This window comes from Pseudomonas sp. GM78 (assembly GCF_000282475.1).
Classification (GTDB): Bacteria; Pseudomonadota; Gammaproteobacteria; order Pseudomonadales; family Pseudomonadaceae; genus Aquipseudomonas.
The window spans coordinates 1-25,612 of sequence record NZ_AKJF01000054.1 but is presented as its reverse complement, the minus strand read 5'-3'; the positions used below and the strand labels follow the sequence as shown (position 1 = coordinate 25,612).

At 53.2% G+C, this 25,612-nt stretch carries 27 protein-coding genes; 15 read left to right on the top strand and 12 right to left on the bottom strand.

From position 1 onward, the window contains the following. Positions 1 to 209 precede the first annotated feature (209 nt). The gene (locus PMI35_RS35195; protein ID WP_008055919.1) at positions 210 to 683 is read left to right on the top strand and encodes a hypothetical protein; all 474 of its coding nucleotides are present in this window, start codon (positions 210 to 212) and stop codon (positions 681 to 683) included. Between the two features lie 97 nt (positions 684 to 780). Here PMI35_RS35195 and PMI35_RS26610 read toward each other — a convergent pair whose 3' ends face one another. Next, positions 781 to 1,428 carry a hypothetical protein gene (locus PMI35_RS26610; protein ID WP_157295568.1) on the bottom strand — a complete coding sequence of 216 codons (648 nt, stop codon included), beginning with the start codon at positions 1,426 to 1,428 and terminating at the stop codon, positions 781 to 783. A 52-nt stretch (positions 1,429 to 1,480) separates the two neighbouring features. On the opposite strand from PMI35_RS26610, the gene PMI35_RS26615 reads away from it, so the two are divergent. From PMI35_RS26615 to PMI35_RS26650, 8 genes are all read left to right on the top strand, one after another. Continuing rightward, complete coding sequence (locus PMI35_RS26615) at positions 1,481 to 1,801, top strand: hypothetical protein (RefSeq protein WP_008055917.1); 321 nt, start codon at positions 1,481 to 1,483, stop codon at positions 1,799 to 1,801. Beyond that, positions 1,798 to 2,082 carry a hypothetical protein gene (locus PMI35_RS26620; protein ID WP_008055916.1) on the top strand — a complete coding sequence of 95 codons (285 nt, stop codon included), beginning with the start codon at positions 1,798 to 1,800 and terminating at the stop codon, positions 2,080 to 2,082. Before PMI35_RS26615 ends, PMI35_RS26620 begins: the two co-directional genes overlap by 4 nt. Beyond that, the gene (locus tag PMI35_RS26625; protein WP_008055915.1) at positions 2,079 to 2,315 is read left to right on the top strand and encodes a hypothetical protein; all 237 of its coding nucleotides are present in this window, start codon (positions 2,079 to 2,081) and stop codon (positions 2,313 to 2,315) included. The genes PMI35_RS26620 and PMI35_RS26625 overlap by 4 nt, the downstream gene beginning before the upstream one ends. A gap of 80 nt (positions 2,316 to 2,395) precedes the next feature. Then, complete coding sequence (locus tag PMI35_RS26630) at positions 2,396 to 2,686, top strand: hypothetical protein (protein WP_008055914.1); 291 nt, start codon at positions 2,396 to 2,398, stop codon at positions 2,684 to 2,686. After that, complete coding sequence (locus PMI35_RS26635; protein WP_008055913.1) at positions 2,683 to 3,264, top strand: hypothetical protein; 582 nt, start codon at positions 2,683 to 2,685, stop codon at positions 3,262 to 3,264. Before PMI35_RS26630 ends, PMI35_RS26635 begins: the two co-directional genes overlap by 4 nt. A gap of 219 nt (positions 3,265 to 3,483) precedes the next feature. Beyond that, positions 3,484 to 4,131 carry a hypothetical protein gene (locus PMI35_RS26640; RefSeq protein WP_008055912.1) on the top strand — a complete coding sequence of 216 codons (648 nt, stop codon included), beginning with the start codon at positions 3,484 to 3,486 and terminating at the stop codon, positions 4,129 to 4,131. 46 nt (positions 4,132 to 4,177) lie between these two features. Then, complete coding sequence (locus PMI35_RS26645) at positions 4,178 to 4,414, top strand: DUF4224 domain-containing protein (protein WP_008055911.1); 237 nt, start codon at positions 4,178 to 4,180, stop codon at positions 4,412 to 4,414. Positions 4,415 to 4,417: 3 nt separating this feature from the next. Continuing rightward, positions 4,418 to 5,485 (top strand): tyrosine-type recombinase/integrase, encoded by a 1,068-nt coding sequence (locus PMI35_RS26650; protein WP_032831402.1) that lies wholly within the window; start codon positions 4,418 to 4,420, stop codon positions 5,483 to 5,485. Between the two features lie 392 nt (positions 5,486 to 5,877). Here the strand turns inward: PMI35_RS26650 and PMI35_RS26655 are convergent, their stop codons facing one another. The 6 genes from PMI35_RS26655 to PMI35_RS33635 all read right to left on the bottom strand — a co-directional run bounded on the left by PMI35_RS26655 (position 5,878) and on the right by PMI35_RS33635 (position 14,990). Further along, the gene (locus tag PMI35_RS26655) at positions 5,878 to 7,644 is read right to left on the bottom strand and encodes an alkaline phosphatase family protein (protein WP_008055908.1); all 1,767 of its coding nucleotides are present in this window, start codon (positions 7,642 to 7,644) and stop codon (positions 5,878 to 5,880) included. 5 nt (positions 7,645 to 7,649) lie between these two features. After that, on the bottom strand, positions 7,650 to 8,774 hold the full coding sequence (locus PMI35_RS26660; RefSeq protein WP_008055906.1) for a DUF4062 domain-containing protein: 1,125 nt from the start codon (positions 8,772 to 8,774) through the stop codon (positions 7,650 to 7,652). Between the two features lie 316 nt (positions 8,775 to 9,090). Next, positions 9,091 to 9,264, bottom strand: a complete 174-nt coding sequence (locus PMI35_RS34560) for a hypothetical protein (RefSeq protein WP_157295565.1) — start codon at positions 9,262 to 9,264, stop codon at positions 9,091 to 9,093. Between the two features lie 196 nt (positions 9,265 to 9,460). Beyond that, positions 9,461 to 10,369, bottom strand: coding sequence for an SLATT domain-containing protein (locus PMI35_RS26665; protein ID WP_008055905.1), 909 nt, complete (start codon positions 10,367 to 10,369; stop codon positions 9,461 to 9,463). 32 nt (positions 10,370 to 10,401) lie between these two features. Further along, positions 10,402 to 13,416, bottom strand: a complete 3,015-nt coding sequence (locus PMI35_RS26670) for a protein kinase family protein (RefSeq protein ID WP_008055903.1) — start codon at positions 13,414 to 13,416, stop codon at positions 10,402 to 10,404. Positions 13,417 to 13,427: 11 nt separating this feature from the next. Then, positions 13,428 to 14,990, bottom strand: coding sequence for a metallophosphoesterase family protein (locus PMI35_RS33635; RefSeq protein WP_274517850.1), 1,563 nt, complete (start codon positions 14,988 to 14,990; stop codon positions 13,428 to 13,430). A 484-nt stretch (positions 14,991 to 15,474) separates the two neighbouring features. Here PMI35_RS33635 and PMI35_RS0132285 point away from each other — a divergent pair, with 484 nt between their 5' ends. Together PMI35_RS0132285 and PMI35_RS0132280 are read left to right on the top strand one after the other, a co-directional pair. Next, positions 15,475 to 15,975 (top strand): DUF4365 domain-containing protein, encoded by a 501-nt coding sequence (locus PMI35_RS0132285; RefSeq protein ID WP_032831398.1) that lies wholly within the window; start codon positions 15,475 to 15,477, stop codon positions 15,973 to 15,975. Beyond that, complete coding sequence (locus PMI35_RS0132280; protein ID WP_032831396.1) at positions 15,972 to 16,379, top strand: hypothetical protein; 408 nt, start codon at positions 15,972 to 15,974, stop codon at positions 16,377 to 16,379. The genes PMI35_RS0132285 and PMI35_RS0132280 overlap by 4 nt, the downstream gene beginning before the upstream one ends. 36 nt (positions 16,380 to 16,415) lie before the next feature. On the opposite strand, the gene PMI35_RS26675 is transcribed toward PMI35_RS0132280, so the two are convergent. After that, complete coding sequence (locus PMI35_RS26675) at positions 16,416 to 17,513, bottom strand: endonuclease/exonuclease/phosphatase family protein (protein WP_008055892.1); 1,098 nt, start codon at positions 17,511 to 17,513, stop codon at positions 16,416 to 16,418. 419 nt (positions 17,514 to 17,932) lie between these two features. Here PMI35_RS26675 and PMI35_RS26680 point away from each other — a divergent pair, with 419 nt between their 5' ends. From PMI35_RS26680 to PMI35_RS26690, 3 genes are all read left to right on the top strand, one after another. Then, positions 17,933 to 18,598 (top strand): GIN domain-containing protein, encoded by a 666-nt coding sequence (locus tag PMI35_RS26680; RefSeq protein WP_008055891.1) that lies wholly within the window; start codon positions 17,933 to 17,935, stop codon positions 18,596 to 18,598. Between the two features lie 255 nt (positions 18,599 to 18,853). Beyond that, positions 18,854 to 20,713 (top strand): ABC transporter ATP-binding protein, encoded by a 1,860-nt coding sequence (locus tag PMI35_RS26685; RefSeq protein WP_032831393.1) that lies wholly within the window; start codon positions 18,854 to 18,856, stop codon positions 20,711 to 20,713. A gap of 120 nt (positions 20,714 to 20,833) precedes the next feature. Then, on the top strand, positions 20,834 to 21,124 hold the full coding sequence (locus tag PMI35_RS26690) for a hypothetical protein (protein ID WP_008055884.1): 291 nt from the start codon (positions 20,834 to 20,836) through the stop codon (positions 21,122 to 21,124). A gap of 21 nt (positions 21,125 to 21,145) precedes the next feature. On the opposite strand, the gene PMI35_RS26695 is transcribed toward PMI35_RS26690, so the two are convergent. Next, entirely contained in the window at positions 21,146 to 22,114 is a 969-nt protein-coding gene (locus tag PMI35_RS26695; RefSeq protein WP_008055883.1) for an ABC transporter substrate-binding protein, read from the bottom strand. A gap of 104 nt (positions 22,115 to 22,218) precedes the next feature. Beyond that, complete coding sequence (locus PMI35_RS26700; protein WP_008055882.1) at positions 22,219 to 23,058, bottom strand: HalD/BesD family halogenase; 840 nt, start codon at positions 23,056 to 23,058, stop codon at positions 22,219 to 22,221. A 135-nt stretch (positions 23,059 to 23,193) separates the two neighbouring features. Here PMI35_RS26700 and PMI35_RS26705 point away from each other — a divergent pair, with 135 nt between their 5' ends. Then, positions 23,194 to 24,078 carry a LysR family transcriptional regulator gene (locus PMI35_RS26705; protein ID WP_238543145.1) on the top strand — a complete coding sequence of 295 codons (885 nt, stop codon included), beginning with the start codon at positions 23,194 to 23,196 and terminating at the stop codon, positions 24,076 to 24,078. On the opposite strand, the gene PMI35_RS26710 is transcribed toward PMI35_RS26705, so the two are convergent. Together PMI35_RS26710 and PMI35_RS26715 are read right to left on the bottom strand one after the other, a co-directional pair. Continuing rightward, on the bottom strand, positions 24,075 to 24,794 hold the full coding sequence (locus PMI35_RS26710) for a class I SAM-dependent methyltransferase (protein ID WP_008055880.1): 720 nt from the start codon (positions 24,792 to 24,794) through the stop codon (positions 24,075 to 24,077). The genes PMI35_RS26705 and PMI35_RS26710 overlap by 4 nt on opposite strands. Before the next feature lie 172 nt (positions 24,795 to 24,966). Further along, positions 24,967 to 25,311 (bottom strand): stress protein, encoded by a 345-nt coding sequence (locus tag PMI35_RS26715; RefSeq protein ID WP_081504783.1) that lies wholly within the window; start codon positions 25,309 to 25,311, stop codon positions 24,967 to 24,969. Between the last annotated feature and the right edge of the window lie 301 nt (positions 25,312 to 25,612).

Below are 25,612 nucleotides of genomic sequence, written 5' to 3'. Positions count from 1 at the left end.
GATCCAGCCTGGCCACATGCCGCGCACCGCATCTCGGGCACACGACTTCGACCTGATCCTACTTGTCGTCCATATCGAATTGAAGTTCTTCATCACACTTCTTGCACTTGGCCATCTGAGAGCCCTCCGTTAGGTCTCAACTCAGCATAGCGCCACCACTTCAACGAATCACGCCAGCCCGTGAGGGCGGCGCCTCACTGGAGAAATCCATGAGCCACAACTGCGCATACGTCCGGCAGCACTATCAGGTGCCTGCCGAAATTGGCCGCCGCGTCATCGCCTACGGCAAGCCTGGCACCATCACGCAAGACTTCGGCCACCACATCGGCATCGTACTCGACGAAGACGAAAAACGGCACGCCTGCCACTACCACCCCGTCGACGGGATCGAATACGGCGATATGGCAGACAAGCTGCCCCGGCCACCGCGCAAGACTAACTACGACCGTTACTACGACGAGGAGTGGACGTGCGATTTTCATGAGTTCCTTGAAATCAACAGGCCGCATCGTGAGCGTCGAATCGTCGATGGTCAGCGTCAGTTCCGCATGTATCGCACCCGCTCCGGCTACAAGTGGTCTTGTGACCGCGACGTGCAGGGTGAATGGTTCCCAACGGCAGTGGAAGCCAAGGCCAGCTACAAAGAAGCCCTGAAGCAGCACCGCGAGTATCTGCGCGACTGAACTGGCCCTATGCCGCGCCGGACACAAGTACCCCACTTCAACGCTTCACGCCAGCCGTCGATGCTGGAAGTCAGGCAAGCATAACGGTAATACTGCTTTAGGTAACAAGTTTCTCCTTTAAATAAGTCTGCATTTTTTCAAGATACCCATTCAACTCGGCTTGAAATTCGTCATCGTTCCCAGTGGTATTGTAAAGCACGTTTCGCCTAGTACCGATCATGGATTGGTATTTCTGCTTCGAGAACTCATCAAATGCTGGATTTATAATCCTCAAATGTAAATACAGATACATAGTAAATTCGTGCTCCAACCCGAAGACACTCTTAAACAATTCATCAAGCGTATTATCCCACAAAGCCTCACACTCTAAAAACAATGCACCCAATTCAATGCGAAACTTAGTCACTTCTGTCTGTCGCCGCGTGTATTCTCCAACAAAGGCTTCAAACCTTCTTGCGTCCCAATCTTTCCCCCCATCCGCTAATGCCTCGTACTCATAACCCCAAATAGTTGGGCTTCTGAGCTGAACCATAGCCTCTCTATATGCGAGCAATTTATTAAGCACTCGGAGGGCTAACTTATGATCCTCAGTTCCTCTTAGTTGCCACCTCCAAGTCTTCAATCCTTGAAACCCAAAATAACCGGCGGCTGCCACACCCAAGACAGTTGCCAAAGACGCAACTACTTCAAAGACATCCTTTGTTAGCTGCCAATTAATATCCGTTATAGAAAAGCAAATATTCAATTGCAGACTCCCCGAATTTAACACCCTGAAGCTTAGCCATGAGGCTCATCCCATGCCCACAGAAAACAAACCGGCAGATCCATTCGGCCCCAACGGACGCACCTTTCATATTCATCTGAGCGTTCGTGGCGCGCTGCGCGATTTCAGCAAGCGCCAGCTCAAAGGCATGTTCCGCATGGAAGGTGGCCGGGAGTGCACAGCCGACGAGGCCAAGGACCACCTGCTCGAAGCGCTGGCCCAAGGCAAAGAAGTGCTGCCGTTCGGACCGCCCTGCGATGGATTCGGTTTCGCCGGCAACGGATGCCCTGGCCACGATAACCCGCAACCGGTTGTGAATGCCCATGATCTGGTATCGATGGAGGTTGCAGGATGAGCGAAGTTCATCGCTACAACGTTGTGACAATGCTTTCTGAGGGCGGGAACCGAATCGGCTACGACCCTCACGGGCCAGAGGTTGTCATGGCTTCCGAATTCGACCGGATCACTGCCGAGCGTAATGGCCTACAGCTGAGCCTGACCACGGCAGACCAGACCATTGACGCCCTTCAGGCCGCAATCACTAGACGCAACCGGCGGATTGATGAGCTATTGGCAGAAATTGCAACAGTGCGGCAAGGCCCCTGCAAGCTGATAGTCGGGGATGAACTGCCATGACCAAGCGACCAATAGTTCGAACCACCACCGGTGCGACGGTGACGCTCACGATCGAGCTGACCAACCTCGGCAGTTGGGGACCAGACTGCCAGATCGATCAGGTTTATCGGCAGGCCCGTGAAGCGGCAATCGGCCGAATCAATCGCGCATTCAAAGATGATCAGCGCGGGATCCGGATTCTAGGGCCGGTGGTAGTGAAGGCCGTGACAACCGATGTCGAACTGCGCGGTTAAGCCAGCGCAGCTCTGAGCACCCAGTAGTAGCCCCTCCCCCTTCAAAGTCAGCCGCTCGCTATAGCGGCAAGGACGAAGTCATGCATGAAGAAAAGTACCCACTCGAGGTCGAAAGCGTCGGCTCTGATACCTACATCGTCATGAGCAAAGGCCACCACGACCTGACCGAGTTCATGACCGAGGCCGTGAAGCAGTACCCGGGCTGGTTCCTGGGCGGCGCCGAACATGTCTGGTGCAAGACAACGCCGCGTCCGGGCGGCTCTTGGTATCACTTCGTCGAGCCAGGGACGCGCGGCGCATGGCCGGCGACGTATTGCTGGGAGTACGCCGGCGACTACAAGGAATGGATGAAGAAGGAGGTAGCAGCGTGATCATCGACGACGTTATGACCGACAAAATCACCCTGCACGGCCTTGGCTTTGTGCAGGTTCAACTCCAGGGCAATCAGCGCCTGCACGTCTGGCACCCTGAGCTGCCGCGCCGGGCATGCTTCGAACACTCGGCGATCCACAACCACCGCTTCGACTTCGAATCGCGCGTTCTGGTCGGCACGCAGATCAACATCCCCTTCGCCGATTTCCCTGCAGAGTCCGCCTGCTTCATCAAGGAAACCCACGAGCTCTATCTACATGAGGGTGCTAGAACGTCGCGTGGTGGCCGCCCATGGACGCCGAATGGCCGGGTTGATATGCGCGAACTCTATAGCCACGCGGTATCCGCTGGATCGACCTATTGCATGAAGGCCTACGACTTTCATCGAACCGAGCCCGGCGGCGATGGGAAGGTAGCGACAATCCTCAAGAAAGGCTGGGAAGGGACAAAAGGCGCGCAGTCCAGTTGCGTGATCGGCGTCGAGCCTGACACCGACTTCGACCGGTTCCAATGGTCGCCCGCTCAACTCTGGGAGGTCGTCAGCGATGTGCTGCTCTGCCAGAAGGTGGCGCCATGATCGCCCTCGCCTGGTTCGCCTACGTGTACTGCTACAAGGGGCCGCGGTGATGGGGGTTCACCCCGCCAGCTACCTTCAGGGGAGAAAGCGTGTGCGCAACTGGCGAGGTGAACCAATAAACCTTAGCTCAGCCATTCTGCCTGCCTAACACCCCTCACCTGATTTCCACAATCCACCTGCCAGCCTGCCGGCACCCGGCGGGTCAGGAGCTCTATTGCCATGCCAAACCATGTAACCAACAAGGTTCGCGCGCCATCGCACGTCCTGCAAACGCTGATCAACGAGAACGGCAAGATCGACTTCAACACGATCCTCCCTTTTGGCGGGCAGTTTGCTTGGAACGGTATCGACTGCGCCGCTGAGGAGGCGGCACAAGTCATCACGGCCCAGCCGCTGGATGATCACCCCCTAATCGCGTCCCTGCAGCAATCCAATCGAAGCCGGGTGGACGCGCTCAAATTGAGCGAAGAAGGCTTCGAACAATTCGTGCAGATGCTGCGAAACAAGCGATCGTGCGGCCACTTCAACACCCTGGACTTCGCCCGTGATGTTTGGGGGACGAAATGGAATGCCTACGACCAGGTAATCGACCTTGATGTCGGCGAGGTCTCTTTCGACACCGCGTGGTCGTGCCCCATGCCAGTCCTGCAGGAGCTTTCGAAGCGCCATCCAGATGACGAAATAATCATCCGGTATGCCGACGAAGATCTCGGCTGCAACTGCGGCACGGTGAAGCTCAAGGCGGGGGAAGTCGTGTCCTCTGACATCGCCAGGCGCTGGGACGAGATGAGCGAGCAGGATCAGCAAAAGTGGGTGGCCTTCGCGCGCGACCTCAAGGGCTGGCCTGAAGACAACGAAGACGAATAACCCCCTTCCCCACACTCTGCCGCCGCGGGCGGCATGGAGCATCTTTATGGAAATTCAAAGTGAAACTCTCGCCGAGGAAGAGCTGGCTGCTATCACGGGCTATCAAATTCCTTCGCGCCAACTGGGATGGCTCAATCAAAATGGCTGGAAGTACGTCTTGACAGGGGCGCGGCGCCCCGTCGTTGGCCGGGTATATGCCCGAATGAAGCTGGCCGGGGTTAAGCCCTCGGTAGAAAATGTTGCGGCCGAGGCTTGGTCGCTAGACCTGTCACGCGTGGGGTAAGGTATGCGCCCAAGAAAGGCAGCAAACAGAGACCTGCCGCCTCGGATGATCCGGCGGGTCAGGACGCTGAAAAGCGGTGTGCAGTGGGTGGGGTATTACTACGACGGGAAAGATAGTGCGGGGAAGAGGATTGAAATTCCTCTTGGTGGGGATTTGGACATTGCCAAAGCGGAATGGGCGAAGCTCGACTGCAAACCGGTGCCAGCGAAGAACACGCTGCTGGGCAAGGTGTTTGACCGTTACGAGGCCGAAATCATTCCAGGGAAGAAGCCTAGAACCCAGAAAGACAACTTGCTCTCGCTGACGCAGCTTAGGAAGGCATTCAGTGATGCGCCGATCAACGCCGTGACGCCACAGGCAATCGCGCAGTACCGCGACAAGCGAACCGGAAAGGTTCGGGCGAACCGCGAAATCTCGCTTCTCTCGCACATCTACAACATCGCCAGGGAATGGGGTATCACCGAAAAAGAGAACCCTGCTTCTGGCGTGCGCAAGAACAAAGAAACGCCGCGCGATTTCTACGCCGACGCGACCATCTGGAATGCCGTTTACGGGGCGGCATCGCCAGAACTGAAGGACGCCATGGACCTGGCCTATTTCACTGCTCAGCGTCCGGCTGACGTTCTGTCTATGCGGGCTACCGATGTCATTGACAGCTTCCTGCAGGTCGCTCAGGGCAAGACCTCGAAGAAGCTGCGGATTCGGCTCGATGCCGGGGAGGTCATCAACGGCTTGGGTGAGCTGATCGAAAGGTTGCTCCAGCAACGAAAGGCGCGCGCCGTCCGGAACCCTTACCTAATTGTCACCGAGGATGGTCGTCGGGTGACCGCGCCGATGCTCCGTCTACGCTTCGACGACGCACGCAACGTAGCAATCGTTAAAGCGCTGAAAGATGAAGACCCGGCACTCGCTGCAAGCATCCGGCAATTCCAGTTCAGGGATATCCGGCCAAAGGCAGCGAGCGAAATCGACGATTTGGGGCACGCCAGTCGACTGCTCGGCCACACCGACAAGCGCATCACCGAGACTGTTTACCGGCGCGTCGGGGAGATTGTAAAGCCCACCCGATGAAGCCAAAGAACAGGCCAAATTCGTTTCCGCAAGTAAAGTGCCCCCCCTTGATTTCAGTGGCCTCCAGAGCATTGGAGAAAGCTTTACTGCGGAAACCGATAAAGGCTAAACTCTTGAAATATCAGGTTTATTCGTCGGACTTGAAAACCGTCGACTGTAACAGGTCCATGAGTTCGAATCCCATCGCCTCCGCCATCTTTATACGACAAAGCCCTGATTATTCAGGGCTTTGTCGTTTCTGGCTTTTGGAAAAGCCTCACAGCCCACACCTTGGATGAAATCTTGACAGCGGCTGAATTTACTATCTTACGCTCACAGCGTCGTCGAGCCGTCAACTACCGATAGGACGGCGCACCTAGAGAACGATGTCACTGCCTGTAAACTGAGGACCACTACTTCTGAGCCGGATGCACCGCTTGTAGATGATTGGAAAAACCTACCTCAGTTTCACAACGCCAAGTCGCCCAAAGCTTGCAACCTTTCTCGCCCCCCATATCCAACTCAAACGCCAACCAGTTCCGAGACGGCATCACATAGCGGTCGTACCCCGGGAACAACATCATTTCGACGCATTGCTGTACGTCGATGGACTGAACCTTACTGGCAGTATGATTTAGTAACTGAAGGAACAACCGTTCAAACACTCCAATCAAAGACGGATGAACTACTCCAGACGAGGTAAACTGCTGGATCTGCGCCCAGTTGGAGGTCGGAGGGATGTCTCGACGGTAGCAACTGCCCCAAGCCGCAACATGCACGTCTCCCGAGGCGATCGACACACGCAGCATTCGTTCTTCGGCAACGCGGGTCAGTGACTCCAATAGTCGTTTACGTTCACCCTCATGGTCGCCGTGCGACCAGTGATCCTTGAGATCATCAGCATTGCTGTCGAGTACATGATCCTGACCAAAAGTATCAAGCAAGCCCTCGGCCAGCGATAACTTGGGATGGGCAACAGGAACCGACGACATGAATATCAGATGCTGACACTTGCTACCTGGATGAGTCGGTTTGCCATCGCGAAGTGTGTTGAGCCAAGCCTGCATGGCCGTCCAACTTGCGGCCCCGAGCACCTGGGTACGAGAGCGCTCAGTACGCAAATCACCGACAAACAATGAAACCGGCCCCATATGGTGACCAAAACTGAATCCTGGTTGTTTATCGAGAAGTGGCAGAGCCAAGGGATCATCCTTCAACTTCAGGCTCCACTCGATCGGCTCATACTGCGGATCCTGCTTGGAAAGATTTGCTCGACTCTGCATCAGCAGAGGTGGCAGATCCTTAAGAGCATGCTGAAGCTGGAAAACCCAGAAAGCTTGACGTGCGCAGCGCATCAAAACCTTGAACACCGGGCAGTCCTGCATCTGGGGGCTATAGGATCCCCAGCCATCGAATATGTCGTGGTCGTCCCACATCATCACAGTAGGAATTCTTGCCATCGCATCGGCAGCATCCAAATTCGGTTTGCCCTTGCCCCAATCGCGACGAGTTTTCGCTAACCAGCGCTGGGCATAATGCTCGAAATAATAGGATTCAATCTCCTTCTCGAGGGCGGCACTCACTTCATAAGTCAGCTGTTCCTTGCGCGCCATGCCCACCCACTTCTTGAGAGGTTTGACATCTTCCCAGATGGAGTCGAAGTAAATCTGATCCCCACCCATCAGTAGTAAGTGAAAGCGCTTCAGACCCTTGTCATGAATTCGGCCTTCATGCCATAGCTGCTCTTTATCCAACTCGAAACCGGGAATACGCAATTCGTTGTCATGGTTGCCGACAAGGTCAGCCCAGACAGCATTTTCAGGTCGGGCCAACTTGCGCATGGCGCTGGGATCGGAAAAACCGTTGCACGAGACATAAGCCATTCGGGGGGCATAGTCTTTTCCCGGGACTGAGAACTTCCATTTCGGGCCGCCGTTCACCAAGCCGAATTCGACGACACGTTCCTGACTCTTGAGTGCACAACTAAGGTCATAGCGAAGGATAATGTCCTTGGATCGCGTCAACAAAACTGTCGGTGCCGCACAGTCGTGTCCTTCGATAAAAATTTCAGGGATTGCCGCACCACTGGCAATACCAATCAGTGCCGTTACCTTCCACTGCCCTGCGCTGATACCGCGAAACGACAAAACGGGTCCCACGGTGAAGAGTGACTTGGCCATCCTTGTTATCTCCCTTGATACTCGGCTGCAATGACCCGAACGATCTTGGCGCGTGAAGCGGCCCGTCTCGCCAAAATCTCAGCTTCGCCTGTCTGATCCAGCCACTCCTTGAATCTCTGCAGAGCATGGCGGGTTTGCGTTTCATCACGAGAGTTTGCCAGGAACGCAAACTGCACTTTCTGTACATCATCGGCCACAAAGATGCCGAAAGGGCCACTAACCACCGTGGCATCGGCAAAACCTAGCAGTGCAGTTGCCTGTGCCTCCGTTGCACCTCGATGGCAGGCAATTAGATGCAAAGGCCCCACTGCCTCGTTCAGAGTTTGCGCATGTTGGTGATCACGTAGAAAGGGTTTGCCTACAAGTTCCCGCGCCGCCGGGACAGTGAAGGCTGCCGGGATAGCATGGACGAGAACCGCCACATCCAAACCGCCAATGGGAACAACGGCGACCGTCTCGCTCGCCGGGGTTTCTGTTCCGGCAAGCGCCCTTATCAGAACAGCTTCCATGGCTCGCTTGCGTTGACTGAAATCGAGGCGAGTCCAATCCAGAGCTTGCCCCATGTCGAAGCGAGTAGAAGCAGCCGCGGTGACTCCACGCTGAGTCAAGACAACCACAGCATCAAGAAGCGCTTCATGTACTCGACTGCGCAATTGCTCGACAGTGGAAACCGTGCCACCTCGGAAAGGTGTCTGCAGTGAAACAAAATCCTGAAACCGTTTATTGCGCGCCGACGCTGCCTCGTGCTCCTGACCCAGCACAACGTTTGGCATCGCAATTAGGCGAACCTTTCCACGAGTGGTGGCCAAGCCCTCCATATATTCGGCATGACAAATTCCGACATCACCGACGCCCTTTGCCCAGCCAGCGTTGCCATTGGACAAGACCAGCATGACGTCACAGTCTCGGACAGCTTGCAAGCAAGTATCCCAGCTATCCTGAGTGCCATCTGCGGGAGGGGCGTCCTCATTGATCCAGACTTCAAATACTGGCTTTCCGAAAAGCTGAGATGCTTCGATTTCGCGCTTGATTTGCTCGCGTAGGTCGCTGAGCGTTTGATCACTTTCGGCTGGAAAATGGTCATTGCAGCGACTGGAAAGCATGACCTTGATTTTCTTAGATTGGGCCATCCTTGCTCCTACCCTCAACCTGAGACTCTAAAGATTCTGTGATTAAAGCAAAACCTGTAGCGATAGGACCTCTACTTCAACGACCAAAGTCTAGCCAATACGTTGGCAATTGACCCACTCTTTATGGGAGTTTTACAATCCGAACGGCGTGGGATTGTGAAGATTGAATCGAAAACTGTCGTTCGGGCTTTCCTTACTTGCCGGCTGACCGACAATCAGCTCGGAGAGGACATCGGACTCCCCGTCCGCGTAAGTGCACGCTCGCGCAAGCGGCAGACGAAGCAATTTGTCGAAGTCTGGGCCGTCGCCCATGGACTCAAAATTGTGTGAGCAGGAACGCGCCGCGGAAATCCACCTTTTCGCCACCATCGATGCTGTTACGCGGATGTATCCAGATCGCCACGTCTGGGACGGCATTCTCTTCGAGCCAGGTTGCTGCGTCGGGCAACGCGAAGACATTCTCGATCGGCTGGGGTGGCGAACTGCGCACGGTAGATGTTCCAAGCGACCAACGAAGAAAGGCGACCCATTCGGACTTTGCCCCAGTCTTACTTTCCACTTAGGGAAAATGACCTCCGTCGAATAGCGTTGAGCGGTCTGGCTCAGGTACCCCTTTTGGCAAAGACTGTTAGATTTTTTGCAGGCGGGGAAGTAATGGACTGCTATTAGGTAGACCTTGATTCATCTCACAATTTTACTTCTATGCGAGCAATACCCCCTGATGACACCTCAATAACCCTTTGAGTAGTTTGCATGACCTCACCCAATGCAGCGATTGATACAACATGAAAACCGGGGCTCACATTTACCCGACACCAAACAGTACCAAAAAAATCAACAGGCGTCTCTTTGTCCAGTTGTACACTGACCAAACAAGGACCCGATACGTGCATCAAAGTCAATTCAATAGAACCGGGGCGCGACAGTTCACGGCCTGTTTTATCCACGTCACTCTGTGCATTCAGAGTCGTTTTTATTGACTCAATTTCCTTATCAACCTCTTCGCGCTGCGTTTTTATAAGTGACTCCAATAAAGACACCCCAGAATTAAACTCGACAACCCACTTTGTTGTTTCGTCAGCTTGTAACTTTGTCATCTCACCCTCAAAACCCCTTGCAAGATCAAACAATACTTTAACATCAGCAGTGTCCAGCCCCCCTTTCTTTGAGAGCAGGTAGTTCGCCCACTCCAACTCAAAGACACGCAGTAAATTCTCCATGGCAGTGACTGTAACAATATAACGCACCCAGCCACTTGACCAACCAAAAATCCGATCTGCCACCTGAATTAACCCTGCCAGAGCTAATAGCGCTACAGCGCTTTGCGCAAACAAGAGACGCGACTCATAACTTACTTGAATTGCAGAAAATATAGGAAGTGTAGTACCCACGAGCAATAGTAAAAATGAAGCAGCCCTCACAACCAAAGAGGTCCATCGCTTGACACGAATGCTGGTCCAGTACCATCCGCACATCATCGTTGCGACACTTTCAACGTGGATGTAGATTGACTCCATCGCTATATCTGTGGGCTTTTCTTTATACTGATCCCAAGGAGAGAGCTTCTTCGTTGAAATATCAGGTTGCCGTGCCATCGAACCCTCACTAACAAGAACTTCACGTCTCGTTAATTTAATAAATCACCAGAGACGCCTAATGCTCGTAACTCAAGAGCGCATTTGTTATATTGCTCTGTATCGCCAATTTCCTGGCAAGCCTGCATTAGCAGTTCGCGTGAAACAACATTCCCAGGCTCTCGTGCCGCAATTTGTTGCAATATCGGTATCGCACGCTGAGCATTACCCATATGCAAAGCCAATTTACAGGTTGCAATCAACGTCTCGATATTGTCCGGTGCATCGTGCTCCATTGACGTTACGACTTCCTGAGCCGCCTTTAAATTTCCGGAAGCAAGCTCTGCGGAAACCAACACGCCTTTCAGCTCCATATTATGAGGAGTCAGCACCTGCAATGACTTCAAGTACTCCAGTCGATGATCGCCATCCGCTAGTACCAATTCACCTAACTCACCACCGACTCTCATGACACACGAAGAAAATACGCCGACCTCTCGCCGCAACTGTCGTAAAAGCGCATCCAAATCAAGTGAGCTCTGAGTTCTAGTCGCCGCATCCTGATTTTTCATTTTTCGATACCAAATAAACTGTGGTATCGATAATTTTGACGCTGTACGCTTTTTCATTTCGTCAGCAGCAAGAGAGGCTGCAACAGAATTATTTTTGCCTCGAAGATACCCTTTTCCTTCCATGCGTAAAGAAATCAGTGAGCAATGCTCTTCATCAGAAATCCAAAAGGCGACCAAGAGCGTTTCATCTAATACTTGCTCCTCCTCCAAAGGCCTCCCAATCAGCTCATTGCACTTTACCGCCAAAGAATCAAGCTGCGTTAAGCTGGAAGATTGTATTAGGCCACGCTCCCCGCAGGCCTGGCAGACGAAACTTTCTCCTTCATCACGAGCAGTAAGAATATCGAATGCACATTTCTGACAGCATGAAAATCTATGCCTCATTTGGCGCTCTTTAAGTCCATCCGTTTCGACTTTCCACTTTATCTTATTATATGAACTGAGGAACTGCTTTGCATAATTTGGATCTTTCACATTGCCATAAAAGTCAATTGTAAAGCTTCCATCAACATGCGACATCCTGATCTGGGTATGTGTCGTTTTTCCTGTGCGAATGGCTCGACGATGTTCTTGGGCATGAACTGCCTGTGAGCCTGCCGAGCTTTTTTGATCCAATAATTTTTCGCGTATGGGTGTTGAACTTTCGGATGAATGTAGAGGACTAGTTGACGTCTTATCACCGCTGAAATCTTTCTCCGACTCGGGTACCCACATGTTGTCTTGTACACCCATAATGCTTCGCACCCGCGCTACTGACTGTGTGACGAGAGCCTCAAACACTTCTTTTTGGCAGTTTTTTTCCAACGCCTGATATACCCCAGCCCATTCTCCAGCGCGATTCATTGCCATATAAGCAACAAGACTTAAAAACCACCATCTATGAGGGAGAAAGCCAAGGTCTGAAGCTCGATCAAGCGCGTGCAAAGCTTCATCAAACCGCCTCAGACTAAGCAAAAGATCGGCTCTAATAATTTGGTATTCCCCGTTTCGAGGCGCAATCAACACCGCACGCTGGATCATGCTCAGGGCTTCATCAAGCTTCTCAGATCGCTCTAGCACTTGAGCATACATAGCTAAAACCTTGTCAGAATCTGAATGATTGAGCATCAGCCAGTCGAGCTGCTTTGTTGCCTCAAAAATAAGATCCATTTCGGCCAGCACTGCCACGTAGTTGGAGCGAACCATCAACTGAAGTTTTGCAATACCCGTCGACTCGGCTATAAGCTCTTCAAACAAACTCTTTGCTTCCTCATACCGACTTAACCGCTTCAAGGACAAACCGAGCTCATTCAAACATCTAATTCGATCATGACTGCTGGGTTCGGTCACCAAATAACGTTCGAAATAATCTAGCGCTTTCAGATCGTCACCCGCCAACGACCACGTACTTCCTGCAACTCTCAACAATTCACCAACGATATCATCCTCGGTTAATTCCATTAATATTTTTAACGCAGTCTTGACATCCCCTTGGTCTAGCAACATCTGGATTCGAAACGCAACATGCTCATCACCTAATTCCTCATCTCTTCTCTCCAAGGCATCTTTTAATCCTGAAACAGCGCGAGTAAGCTCGGGTTCCAATTTCATACCCATTTCAAGCAGCGCGGATAGAATCACGTAGAAATTTTCAGGCCGTTGGGTCGAGTCCTTAGAGAGGCAACTTAGGGCAAGTTTTTTTAGAAAATCTGCAAGTGGAGATGTAAGTCTCGATGAGTCTATCTTAGCGGGGTTACATTGATGTATTTTTTTCCACACAGACAAATCATTTCCCTTTGCAGCAAACATGGGGGTGCCGGTGAGCATTTCCCCAAGTGTTGCCCCAAAAGCATAAACATCTGTTCCGACGGATTGATGGGTCCCTTTATCCCAGAGTTCCGGCGCCATATAAGCCGGTGTTCCACACTGACCGATTTCATTCGCGATCCCCGCAAGACCAAAATCTGAAAGAAAGGAATACTGACCTAAATAAAGAATATTATCTGGTTTTATATCTCCATGCACGAGACCTGGTATTTTATCTGCGGATTTACTCATAGCAATCGAGATACAAATCGCAGCTACCAGACACTGACGGATATCCAGCCCATTGTTAGACATTTTTATTGCGTCTGCCAGACTGTAAACACCTGGCCATTTAGATTTAGCGACTGGCATTACCAAATGTGGTTTATGGTTCACCATAAAAATGGAAATGAGCGGAAAGACGAATGAAACATCAGCCAACTGCGCCCAAATTGAAGTTTCGCGCTTGACAATCATCGTCATATCCAAACTAAAAAAATACTTATCAGAAAAGGTCTTCAACGCTAAAAATCCATCTTCGTCATCTTCAATATCCGAACACTGGCGACAAAAATAGACGACCCCCATTGCCCCATATCTAACGCGCTCAACTTCCAGCATGAGCCCTTGATCAGTAGTAAGATTTTTCGGTGTTTTCAGATTTTCAATAGAACTCAGCAATCCAGAAAAAAACTCAATAATTGAAGCCATAAAATGCACCTCTAAATATTTATCTCACCGACAATAGTTCCCTCATCAACTGGCCATTTTGTGCGAGCCGACCGCTTCAGTTCTTCGTACCTTTTTAGTGCTCCGGTATTTAACTCCTTGCGTAACGCCTTTATCGTATTCGACTCTTCGTCAGCAAGAAGCGCCTGTAGGATATGATGTATATCAACTTCCATTGCTCCTTGGTCGACTGCGATCACATTAGCAGCGCAAAGGGTTCGGTCATCCTCCATATTTAGGACAAGGTGTTCAGTCTGACCGGTGTACCGCTCAACCTCACGCACCAACCAACGCTCTATTATTTCAGAGAGCCCATTGCTCACAGACTCAAAAACCGCGTTAAAATAACTTGGTGCAAACTGCTTCACCAATAATAGCTTATGAAACGTAAAAATCCTTGATTTAGCCTTTCGATGGCGCTCCCACATCGCTGCGATTGATTTTAAAAGCGGCGCTGATATAGGTAAATTCCGTTGCTTGCTTAGATGCCTAGAAGCAGAAAGGACAAGACGGCCATTTACCGCCGAGCGATATAAAGAACTGTCATCATGCCAATGCCCGTGTTGCGACCATGATCGAAAGCGAAGCTCATAGCGCTTGGGCTGGCCATTGTCTTCGGTAATTATGTTTATTAGCGTATATCCATTTGGATAACGATGACCTTCTGTTCCCTCATAGAGACTACCCGCAGCCAACTCGATTAAACCTCTATCCGCATCGGTCCAAGCATCTGCCAAAGGTTCATGTTGATGCCCCCGCAAAAGCAGGTCTGTCGTATCGGCAAGTATTCTTCTGGCATCGGTGCAATCCACCAACTGAGTAAGTGGATGATGCATTAGCGCCAGACGAAAGCCATTGAGTGGAGCACCTTGGTCATCGCTGGAGAGTCGACCAATTTGATCGTTTGTCAGCATCAACTTTCCGTAGTCATGATCATCACCAGCAAGCCACGAAGTATCTAGACCAATGATATGGACGGGGAAAGACAGACCGGGAAGCTCAAGAGATACTCGATAACCAAGAAATCCGTGCGGGGAGTTTTTTGCAAGCAGCTCAGAACGGCCCATGCTCTCCAGCCAATCGCGATAGTGCTGCTGGCGAGCGCCAACCTCCTCGCGCAGTTTTGCTTTGATGCCAAATGGTGCGCGTCCACCAGCCATCCAATCAGAAACGCCACGTTCGCCAACAGCCAATGCGGCTTGCCGTAGCTTTCTCCAAGAGGAGACATTGACTCCCCGACATATATCGTGATTGCCTGGCACAAAGAACAATCTGTCTGGCGTCACACCGACGTCAATTGCGAGTTGTTCGAAGAATACACGCGCCTCAGCGTACTCCTCTGGCACGCCCCAATCGGCTATATCACCCGTAAAACATACCAAGTCCACCGGTTCCGCTTTGGTGATCAGTTTTATGTCATCCCTAAAGTGTGAGCCTATAACCCGCTCATGCCTCCAGGCTTCCCGTTTCACTTGTTCGATACGCGCTGCGGGCAGTGACTCTGCACTGGAACGCGAATGGAGATCCGACACATGGAGAATTCTGAAAGAGTTCACAATCGCCCCCACTCAACCCGCTAACCCATCCTCTGTCGAAAAACTCTATGAGGTCCACACATCATGGATTTAAAGGTCTCCTACGGACTTCACTACGCCGTCTGCACCAGCCACTGGTGTTTTAATTGGGCAGGTTAAATAGACCTCTAAGGGGTCACCTGACCGCTGGACCATCAACAGAATCCTCACACATGCCTTAAGAGGACGTTAGCTGATCACCTGATCTTACTTATACATATTTATTCAATAATATATAACAAATCAGAATAGCGATTCACTCAATGAAAAAGCATGTCTGGCCGCCACTTTTACAAAGCAAGCATTAGAGCAAGCGGGTCAACGGGAACAAACCCGGGAGCATTTACGACCCCGCGATTGACTGCTAAACTATTCTGCAATCTGAGCATCGAAATCTCTGCTTACTGTTAAACAACTGAAACACTCAGACAAAATAGGCAACCAGAACCCACTGGAGGCAAATGTCTTGAATAATACAATTGGAAACAGAGGCGAGTTTGCCGTCGCACTAATGTTGAGCAGACCAATTGGCAATCACATAATGTTTAGTGCATTACCCCTCGGCGCTAAGGCTGAGCTTTTGGATTTTGTAGTAAATCTAGTCGATGGCAAGGGCGAATTCGGACCATTCTTCATGCTTCAAGTTAAGACCTCAACCAAAGCTAAAAAGAACTCACCTATACCTGCAAAATTTACCAGCTCAGAAGTTAGAAAAGCACTCCAGAGAAAAATACCCGTTTACCTGGTTGCTGTAGACGCCACAAGCGATGAAAGCGAAGAGGTCTTTTTTATTGCTGTGGACAGTAGGCGCACCCAAGGCTTTAGCAGCGTACCAAGACACTTCGATCTAAACAATGAGAAGACACTCATGAACCTCTACTTCGAAGTTGAGGAATGTTTTAGATCCCATTCTTTCGAATTTAGGTCAAAATTCACGAGTGACGAACACGAGGGGCAGAAAACGTGAAAAGTGAATCTGACTTGGAGAAACGCTTTTCCAGAAAAGCAGTGGCATTGCCTTTGATAAGAAGAGGATATGCAATCCGGGAGCAGGTATCGATAGGTGACTTTACAGTCGACCTACTCGCCGAGGGAGTTAAAGACGGTCGCCACGAACAATTTGGCGTCCAAGTACATTACACACCCGCCAGACCGAAGACATCAAATATACAATTATTCCAGGAAACAACCGCACTGCTCAGTAGACAATTAGGCATTAGCATTTATCTGGCACTGGTTTTCAACAGTGGAAAAGACATGATCGTCGATCAATTTCTTAAAAAACGCATGATGTACTCAAGAAAAGATATGAGTGTAGATGCAATTCAAACAGTCGCTACATCAGAGGTGTTAAAATTCACGAGCGTTTAATGCCCAGCAATAATCTCGACTGAGAAACTAAATTTGTTAAAGCAGATTGAAGTCCGCCCAGATACAGTGATGATCAGATGCTTCAGTTGTTGCAGTCACCCCCTCAAATGGTGGCCATAAAGTGGGATGGTAAGTCCCTCGCCGCTCGACTCCAACCCCGGTCAACAACGGTTGTAGGGCGCTGGACATAATCAAATAGTCGATCTTGTTGCTGGCCGTACCGGTTGCGTAAGTACCGGGTCTTTCTGCGGGATAACCCGGATGCGATTGGATATCCGTCCAACCACCTCCAATCAGCGGAGAGACTGCGACGCTATCAGGGGTGTCGTTGAGGTCCCCCCCAACTAATACGAACGGGCTGATCTGCTCTTCTATTGATCGTACAATCTCCGAAACACGTACTCCTTGAACAAGCCGCCTTGCCTTGGCTTGTTCATCGTCTCCACCTCGCTTTGATTTGAAGTGATTTGGACAAACAACCAGCTGCTTACCGGACGGCAGTTGAAGCACATATTCAGGGCAATCTCGGGAAAAAATCCGCTTGCCTTCAAACTCATCATCAACGTGTGAGCGAATGCCAATAATTGGATAGCGGCTCAGAAGTCCAACATCTATTCCACGAGCATCGTTTCCATCAATAACCATGACGTGCGGGAAGCCCCGACCAAAAGTAGCTCCGAGCACTTGTTCATTGAAGCGCTGCAACGTCGGACGATTTTCGACCTCGACGCATATCAATATGTCGGGATTGACCGCTTCGATGACTCGTCCTGTGTTCATGACCGCCTGCCAAGACACGTCTTCTCGACGCAATTCAAACCACCCGGTCCAGTCTCCTCTCCCATTTGCAACAACGGATACCACGCCATTATTTGACCGCCGAAAAAGTTGACCTCGCACTTTGTTGAGAGTCAACAACGCTTTCGAAGGGGGATTAAGTGCTGAAAAATGGTATCGACGGTCGAGATCCAGCAGCGTTTTCTTGTCTTCGTCGCTATAGACAAGTTTGGCAATAATTGCATTCGCCAACGCGTGATCATCGATTGCCTGCTGCCCTTTGGGATCGTCGACAACCATGGCGGATGGCCGTGTGAAGAGATTTTCCAGGTTGAACGATGCGATCCGAATAGTCATAGCTGCAGTCCAGGTTGGTCGAGATCAGCTTAGTACGCCAATAGTGGGAAGCAACCATTTTCCTTGTCAAAGACGCAGAGTTAGCACGCCCCGGACTCAATCACTCTTGGGTTGCTCGTTCCTATTGGCGGCCCTCCCCCTAATAACGCCCCCGTACAAAACGTACGCGGCGAAAACGGGGGACCGCAAAGGGGACGGACCGCAAAGGGGACGGATTTTTTAGATTTATTTCTAGGAAATTGATCCGCCCCCTTTACATTTCATGTTCCTCCGATTTCTACTGCTACGCTCCGGCAAGGTCACGCTGATGATGCATACCCAGGCCGGAGGGGATCGGCTGGTGGACTTTGGCATGCCTCAGTACAGTGTCGAAACAACGCTGCGCCACTCGCGTCATTACTGTGAAACAAGGAAGTTGTATGAATAACATGAACACTATGAAACTGATGCTTGCGCTGCTGGCGAGCACGGCCAGTTACGCAGCACTGGCTGCAGAAAAAACCTTTACGCTGGCCGCCTTCAGTAGCGTTGAAGCCCGACAGGGCATCAACCTGTCGATCAAATGCGCTGCAACGTCGTCAATGGTGGTCTCAGGCCCTGCCGATACGCTGAACAAGCTGCAGGTGACGACAAACAACAAGGCGTTATTGCTCGTGAATGACGCAGCGGACAATGTTCGCGTCGCCTCCCCTGCCCTGGATATCACGCTGTACACCAGCGAGCCACTGACAGGGCTGACAGGAAAATCAGGGGTAAAAATCGTCGCACCTGCGTGTGCCGTCGATCAGTCCAGACTGACGGTGGCGGGCAGCATGGGCACTGACATCCAGATCGAGGGTAAGACGGGTGAACTGGTCCTTGACCTGGCAATGGGCGGTACCTTTAACAAAAAGCCCCTGCCCTTCACTGCGGACGTGGCCAATGTGCGCATGAGCATGGGAACGGAGTCATCCCTGTGCCACATTCCCCGAATCAACGGCAGCTTGTCTGCCGGCGCACGGATGTCTGTCAGCCCATCGGCTCAGGTCGATACCGGCACCACGGGCTCTTTCGCCAGCGAAATTTCAACCTCTGATTGTTCGTAAACGGTAGGGAGAAACAGGCCACTCTCAGTTTCGAGCCTTTAGCCAGGCTAGTCAGGGGTGGTCTTTTGAGGCCGGCTAATGCGCGCCCTTTACACTCCTTTACACCCGTCACACCTTTACATCTGTAAAAATTCAACTCAGCGCTTTAGATGCGGGAAAACCAACCCTCAATTGCGTCCTGCCCTTAACCTGCAAACCGTCAAAGCACCCGTTAAATGGCAGAATCCCCTCACCCTGATCATTTCGGAGACCCCAATGCTTCGCGTGTTTGAACGAAGGCTCGACCCATTCCCCCCCGACGAAGCACCACCACCGCCTGTCGGCCTGATGCGGTTCCTGTGGGCCTGCACGCGTGGAGCCCGCGGCTATATCCTTTTGCTTGCGCTGCTCAGTGCCAGTGTGTCGATCTACGAAGCCTGGTTGTTTTCCTTCCTTGGTCAGGTCGTGGATCTGCTCTCGACCTGGCAGGCCGGTGGCGATGCGAACGGGCAGGAAAGCTCAGTGCTGTGGGGGATCGCGATAGTGTTGCTCACCAGCATTGGGCTGGTGGCGCTTCGCACCATGGTGCAGCACCAGATATTGGCGATTAACCTGCCGCTGCGACTGCGCTGGGACTTCCATCGATTGATGCTGCGGCAAAGCCTTTCATTCTTTTCCGATGAGTTTTCTGGTCGGGTCACCACCAAGGTGATGCAGACGGCATTGGCCGTGCGCGAAGTTTTGTTCACCCTCATCGAAATCGCACCCGGAATCGGCGTCTACTTCATTGCAATCATCGCACTGGCCGGCGGCTTCGCCCTGAAACTCATGCTGCCTTTTATTGCCTGGGTCGCGTTGTTCGGGCTGGCCATGCTGTACTTTGTGCCGCGACTGGGGCAAGTCGGGCAGGAGCAGGCCCATGCGCGATCCTCCATGACGGGGCGCGTTTCGGACGCCTACACCAACATCACCACGGTGAAACTGTTCTCGCACTCCAATCGTGAAGCGCACTTCGCGCGCGCGGCGATGGAGGATTTCAAGAACACCGGTTTTCGCCAGATGCGCCTGGTCAGCCAGTTCGAGATCGTCAATCAGGCACTGGTGGTGGGATTGATCATGGCAGCCGGCGGTTATGCCCTGTGGCTCTGGCACCAGGGCGAAGTCGGCGCGGGGGCCGTGGCGGCAATTACTGCCATGGCGTTGCGTATCAATGGCATGTCGCATTGGATCATGTGGCAAATGACTGGGCTGTTCGAAAACATCGGCACCGTGCAGGACGGCATGGCAACCCTGACCCGCGGCCCCAAGGTGCAGGATGCGCCGAACGCCGGCGTGCTGGTGCCCTCTGGCGGCGCGGTGAGCTTTGACAATGTGAGCTTCAACTACAACGGTGAACGCCAGGTGCTCGACGGCTTGAGCCTGAATATCCGCCCAGGCGAAAAAATTGGCCTGGTGGGTCGTTCCGGTGCAGGCAAATCGACACTGATCAACCTGCTGCTGCGTTTCTATGACGTCAACAGCGGTGAGATTCGCATCGACGGGCAAAACATCGCGCAGGTGACACAAGACAGTCTGCGTGCCGCTATCGGCATGGTCACCCAGGATACTTCCCTGCTGCACCGCTCGATTCGCGACAACATCGCCTACGGCCGCCCGGACGCGACCGACGCGCAGGTGCGCAGCGCCGCGGCCAATGCCCAGGCCGACGGTTTCATCAGCCAACTGAGCGATCGGCAAGGCCACAGCGGCTATGACACCCTGGTGGGTGAGCGTGGCATCAAGCTCTCGGGCGGCCAGCGCCAACGCATCGCCATCGCCCGGGTGATGCTCAAGAACGCTCCGATCCTGTTGCTGGACGAGGCCACCAGCGCCCTGGATTCGGAAGTTGAAGTCGCCATCCAGGAAAGCCTCGATGAAATGATGCAGGGCAAGACCGTCATCGCCATCGCCCATCGTCTGTCGACGATTGCGGCCATGGATCGACTCATTGTCATGGACGAGGGGCGGATCATCGAGCAGGGTACCCACGCTGAGTTGCTGGGAAGAAACGGCACCTACGCGCGGCTCTGGCAGCATCAAAGCGGTGGCTTTCTGGGTGAGGATCAGGGGGTGGTTGAGACGATGGATCAGGCGTGAAGAAACGGGGTCGACGGGCTAAGCCGCCAGTGGTCGTTGCACCTCGCTTGCCGCCGGCCTGTGGCTAAGCTTAATGAATCGGGGGGAATTGAAACTTGGGTGTTCCCAAAGGAGACGATCATGTATGCCGTGATAAGAACCTACCTGGGTGCTGGAGCAAAGCAGCTTTTCGAGCGATTGGAGGAGCGCAAAACCGACGTCGAAGCCGCCCTGCGTACAGTGCCTGGTCTCGTAAGCTACACGCTGCTCAATACCGGTGATGGCGGTACGTCGGTGACTGTTTGCACGGACAAGGCCGGCAGCGATGCGAGCTTGAAAGTTGCACGTGAGTGGATTCAGAAAAATGCATCGGATATCCACGCGGACCCGCCGATCGTGACGGAAGGCCCGGTCCTTGTGCAGATCAAGTAACGCGTCCTTGCGATTACCCCCTTAGAGCGCTGCCTCGATTTTTCGCGCCGCAGCCTCATCGACCCAGGCGTGCCAAACCTGCGGGTACTCCTTGAGGAACATCCTGGCCAGCTTGGGTGACTCGATGCGCTCGCGGGTCATCCTCGCCAGGTTCTGGTTCAGCAGTTCGATGGGAATATTTACCTTTTCCAGCACCGCGACCAGCTCGGGCGCCTGGTCATGAAACGCCTTGGAGAGCCCGACCATAGTGACCACGTCTTTATTGGCGCCGGTCTTTTCCTCCAGCCTTATCGCATCGACCTGGCCCATCAACGGAGTCGGTGACCAGTAGTAGAACAGTACCGGTTCACCGCGCTTGTAGCTGGACAGCACAGCGGCATCCAATGCCGCACCGGTGCCCGGGCGGAAGTTCGTGAAGGTGTTTTCAAGGCCATAGTCTTTCAACATCTCGGTATTGTCCTGTTCACAAATCCAGCCCGCGGGGCAGTTGTAGAACCGGCCTTTGGATGGCTCCTCCGAATCGCGAAAAATGCCCGGGTACTTGCTCAGGTCGGCGACCGTCCTGAGGTCGGGCGCCTGCGCCGGCCGCTTGCGCTTGGCGTCCCCCTCCACGACATAACGCGGCACATACCAGCCCTGGGTCGCACCGACGATCGGCGCACCTACCCCGACAACCTTTCCGGCTGCCGCGGCCTTCTTCCAGACCTCGCTACGCTCCATCCACTCTTCGCCAAACACTTGAATATCGTTGCCGGCCAGGGCGGTCTCGAGAATGATGGTGTTACCCACCAACTGATCCGTTGCACAGCCATAACCTTCCTTGAGCACGATCATCATGATGTCGGTGAGGAGCATCCCGCTCTCCCAGTTCAGACCAGCAAACTTCACCGGCCGGCCCGATTCACACCACCCTGCGGCCTGGCTGCAAGTACTGCCGGCGAGCAAGCCAAGGGTGAGCAACGAGGCCAGCAAACTCTTCCTGTTTTTCATGATCAGACGCTCCGAATCATTATTATTGGGGGCAGCGAACTGTTGTGTGCGACACACGTGAAGCGAAGGAATCAATCAATTGCTTTTCTTGTTATTGGCGACACTCAAACCAGGGGATCGACGGTGGTGCGCCCGTAGAACAACTGGCGGGCATAGGCACTGAATTCGACATTGGGCTGGTCCACGTAGGCGAACACCGCGTTGAGCCTCAACCTCTCCCCTTGCACCGGCGTCACACGGTGCAATGAATAGCGGCCGCGGAACAATGTCAGGGTTCCGGGTACTTGCGGCAACACCTCTATCTGCTGTGTTTGCGGTTCATCGAGGAACTGTCTGACCGCTTCGTAGCAATCGTCGTTTTCATTACGCAACATGCGCACGTATTCGAAATCCCCGCCAGCGCTCGCCGCCTGAAGGGACAGCGTGACGCTGAAGTCGGAACGATCAAAGTGCCACCCTAACTGCTGCCCTGCCGTGAAGCCCTGCAAGTTAAGCGCTGCCAAGGGATCGGCGTGACGATAAAGCGTCTCCAGGTTCAACACATCCCGGATGAACGTCAGCACCTCGTCCGATTGGTAAATCTGCCGGATCAAGTTGTCGCCGGGAATGTCAGCGTAGGCGACCGTATCTTTTTCGGTCTGCATCAAGCGCTGCAGCGGATGTCCCGGGTCAAAGCCTTCCTCCTGGGGCTTGAAGTAGACCGTATGCTTTTCCCGAAAATGAAACATGCGCGGGTGCAGTGCGAGGGTTTGATCCGCCATCGCGGCGACCGATTCATCACGAATAAAACCCGGAAAGATCGCAACGCCTTCGTGTCCCAGCAACGACTGACTGCGGGCAACCAGCGCCAGATAAGCCGGGTTGGTGCGGTCGGTAATGGGGTAACGCGCAAGATCGATCAAATCGCCAAGGGCTGGTGCAGGTTTGCTAGGCAGGGTGGTCATGGTTGTTGTTCTCCGGTGGCTCTGCTGGATTCAGATTGCATCGACCGAAAAAACAAGTCACGCTCATAATTTTACGCATTTTTGTGAATTATTTTCAGGTCGGCCACTATGAGACTCACGCTGGATCACCTTGTGATGTTGCAAACTCTGTCCCAAGTCGATTCGATTACGGCGGTGGCCGAGCGTTTATGGCTGACACCCTCTGCCGTCAGTCACCGCATCCGTGAAGCGGAGCGGCGGCTGGGTGTGAGCCTGACGGAAAGGTCCGGCGGCAAATTGAGGCTCAGCCCTGCGGGCGTGCGCCTGGAGCGAGCCGCCAAGGACATCATCGCGATTCTGAATGAAGCCGAGTCCGAAGCCAGGTCGATGGCCGGCGGTGTCACGGCCTTTGTTCGCATGGGGGTCACCTCCTACGGCCCGTTCCGCTGGATTCCGAAATTCATCAAGCACTACTCGAGCCTTCGACCGGATATCGAAATCACCCTGGTGACCGTGCCTCGCGATGATGTCTACGCGAGCCTGATGCAAGGGCGGCTTGACGTGTCCATCATCGATGACGGCATGGTGCCCAGTGGCGTGGCAAAACTGCCACTGTTTCGCGACGACCTGATCGCGATCATGGCCACCGACCATCCGCTTGCGCAACGAAGGAATATCTACGCCGAAGACTTCAAGACCTACAACCTGGTGACGTACTCGACCGATCGCGCCAGTGGCTGGGAATACGATCGATTCTTCGCCCCCGCGAGCATCCTGCCGCGGCGCATGATCACGGTTGAGTTGATCGAAGCCATCGTCGAACTGGTTCGCTCAGGGTACGGCATCAGCATTTTGCAGCGCGATTTGGTGACCCCCAGTCTTGAGCGTGGGGAACTGGCCTGGGCGGCACTGAACGACGGCCTTGATATCGCCTGGAACGCCATCGTTCGCCCCTCGGAACGGGAAGACAGCGAGGTCAATAAAATGGTGACAGAGCTGGATACCTGGATTAAACAGGCGGGAAATCCTGGCCACGGCTAAATCTGCGTTTTGCACGTCAACCAGGCACCCCAGAAAAGGCTGCTGAAGAAACGAGTGGTGTCGCCAAACCCGCTGTCATGCAAAAGTTTTTGCACTGCTGCCTCGGAATGTGGAGGGTCAGCGCCTTGCAGGATTTTCCCAAGCTTGACCTTCACTTCCTCCGGGCTGGCTCCATGCTGCCGCCAGCGTTGTCCCCAGGCAGCAAGCAGTAACGGCTGGCTGGCATAAGCATACTGATTGCCCGCAACAATCAGCGGCGCACCAGGCTTGAGATGAGGTCGAATAGCTCCCAGGATCTGCCGCTTGGCCGCATCCCCATCGAGATGATGGAGTACGCCGATCAAGGTCGCGGCATCGTAAGACTCGTCTGCTGCCAGGTCTTCCACGTGGCCAAGATGCAGGGTCGTTCTTTCAAGCAGGTTGTTGGCCTCAAGCTGCTGCTTCGCCGCCGCCAGCATCGGCTCGGACGGATCAACCGCCATGAAGCGCCAACCCGGCTCAAGCCTGGCCATGGCGATGATTTCCTGCGCCGTACCGCCAGCGCCAACCACCAGTATTTTTGCCACACCGGTGTTGCCCAGGCTTGCCGCCAGCATGCACGCGGCCAGGTCCTGGCAGGCGTCATACCCTGCCAGCGCGATACGGCTCTGCCGTGCGTACTCGTCGGCTCGTGAGGTATCGAATTTTTCGGCAGCGTTCGAAGGGGATGATTTCAAGGCCGTTCTCCATGTCCTGAAATCAAAACTACTTCACACCAGACAATAATAAAAATTCATTGATTTTATGTCATGCATTCCTGAAAGGAATGCATGACTCGAACGATTACTCTCGTTCGGCACGATCAAAACCAAGCCCCGAAGCGTTCGGGGCTTGATGGGTCAGACCGCATCAGGGCTTGCGGCCTCCACCTCCGCTCATCCCACCGTCATTGCGTCCCTTGTCAGATTGATCGCGATCAAGATTGCTGTCGCGTCCGCTTCCTTGCCCAGTGTTGGACGATTGGTCAGCCCTGTTGGCGTGTTGTCCACCTGAAGCCTGGCCGCCTCTTTGGCCTGGTTTGGACATGTTTTCCTTATCTTCGGCAAATTCGCCTCCGCGATTGCCTTGCCCGCCTCCGGACATGCGATCGCTATCGCGCGTTTGTTGTCCACCGGAAGCCTGACCGCCTTTTTTACCGGCTTCATTAGTTTTGTCCCAGTCGCTGCCGGGATTTTTATTTCCTGTATTGGCCATTTTCATTCACCTCTACATCGTTGGCACGAGCTTGGGCTCGTATACGTCGGAGGACGCACAAAACAGAAAGTTTGAACGGAAATATCGGGCTCGCGACGAGTGGATTCGGGCATTTGGTTCCATCGAAAACGGACGCATTCGATGGACGGCGAGAGCCTCATGAGGCGGCAAGAAGGTCAAAAGCCACTGCAACAGCGATGCGGCCTTACAGCCGACCTGATCGGGAGCCGTACGCAATTCCCTGTAGGAGCCAGGCTTGCCGGCGAACCAGGGGCTGCGGTGTGTCTGTTGTACCGCGTTA